3 protein-coding genes are annotated in these 1,651 nt (G+C 69.2%); all 3 read right to left on the reverse strand.

What is annotated here, in order from left to right; genetic code table 11:
- Window positions 1–286 (reverse strand): nucleotidyltransferase family protein (locus WBF82_RS16410; RefSeq protein WP_424384035.1); only part of this gene is annotated, 286 nt, incomplete at its 3' end.
- Window positions 283–1,155 (reverse strand): glycosyltransferase family 2 protein, encoded by an 873-nt coding sequence (locus WBF82_RS16415; RefSeq protein WP_424384036.1) that lies wholly within the window; start codon window positions 1,153–1,155, stop codon window positions 283–285. The genes WBF82_RS16410 and WBF82_RS16415, both read right to left, overlap by 4 nt.
- Before the next feature lie 17 nt (window positions 1,156–1,172).
- The coding region (locus tag WBF82_RS16420; protein WP_424384037.1) for a sugar nucleotide-binding protein at window positions 1,173–1,651 on the reverse strand (479 nt) is incomplete at its 5' end.

A 1,651-nucleotide genomic window follows, 5' to 3' on the forward strand; every position in this document is an offset into this window, starting at 1 on the left:
CGACGTTGGCGATTCCGCCGCCGGTTCCCAGCGGGTGTTCCTCGGTCACATACTCGATCTGCAGACCCAGCTTCGACCCGTCACCGAACTCCGCCTCGAACACCGCCGGCTTGTACGACGTGCCCAGAATCACCCGCTCTATGCCGGCCGCGGCGATCCGGGACAGCAGGTGGGTGAGGAAAGGCAGCCCGGCAGTGGGCAGCATCGGCTTAGGCACAGACAGCGTCAGCGGACGCAGCCGAGTTCCCTTGCCGCCCACCAAAACAACAGCATCCACGCCAGTCACGCGTCCCGCCTTTCTGCTCGCCGCGATCCACGCACCATCAGCCGCGAGCGCACGGCCAACCCGGCCCGAAAGCCCCAGCGCAGCGGGGCATAGCGCCAACCGGCATGCCGGTCCGCGAGATAGGTGTAGGTGCTTTTGTGGTGAGCCTCCAGGTTCTGCGCCGACTCGCGCCCGGTGGCGTGACCCTTGTGGTGCAGCACTTCCGCCGACGGCACATAGATGTTCAGCCAGCCGGCCTTGCCTAACCGGTCGCCCAGGTCGACGTCTTCCATATACATGAAGTAGCGCTCGTCGAAGCCGCCGATCTGCTCGAAGGCCGCCCGGCGCACCAGCAGGCACGACCCCGAAAGCCAGCCCACCGGCCGCTCGCTGGGTTCCAGCCGCTCCTGGCGGTAGGCCGTCGACCATGGATTGTTCTTCCACAGCGGTCCGACTACGGCGTGCATGCCGCCGCGGATCAGGCTGGGCAGATGGCGCGCGGACGGGTACACCGATCCGTCCGGGTCGTGGACCATCGGGCCCAGCGTCGCCGCGCGCGGCCACCGGGCCGCAGCGTCGAGCAGCGCGTCGATACTGCCGGGTCCCCACTGCACGTCCGGGTTGGCCACCACGACCCACTCGTCGGCATCTCCCAATTGCGCTATCGCGCGATTCACCGCGCTGCCGTAGCCCAGGTTGGCCCCGGTCGAGAACAGCCGCACGCCCGGGTAGCGCTCGACCGCGGCCTGCGGTGTTCCGTCGGTGGACCCGTTGTCGGCCATCAGCACGCTCACCGGCCGCTCGGTGGCGTGCGACAGCGATGCCAAAAACCGGTCCAGATGGGGGCCCGGGGAATAGGTGACGGTGATGACCGGCAGGACGTCGCTCACGCGTAGAGACTATCGGCCTAGATGAGCAGCGCTGCCGAGAGCGCGTCCTGCCACGGCCGCAACGGCGACAGGCCCGCCTGCTCTGAGGCTCGACTCGACAGCACCGAATACGACGGGCGCGGCGCCGGCCGCGGATTGTCCGCGCTGCTAGCCGGCACCACCCGCTCCGGGTCGGCACCTACGCCCTCGAACACCGCGCGGGCTTGTCCGAAGCGGCTGACCGCTCCAGCGTTTGCGGCGTGCACCAGCGGCGCGTGCACTTCCCCGTCGGCCACCTGCAGCAGCGCGACGACCAGATCACCGGCGTAGGTCGGCGAGCCGGTCTGGTCGTCGACCACCTCGACGACGCGATCACCGGCGGCCAGCCGGCGCATGGTGGCGACGAAGTCCTTGCCGGTTCCGCCGGTGTACACCCAGGCCGTGCGGACGACCACCGCCTCCGGCAGCGTCGCCAGCACAGCTTGTTCGCCGGCCAGTTTGGTGCGCCCATACACGC

Source organism: Mycobacterium sp. (assembly GCF_049673265.1).
In the GTDB taxonomy this organism is placed as follows: Bacteria; Actinomycetota; Actinomycetes; order Mycobacteriales; family Mycobacteriaceae; genus Mycobacterium.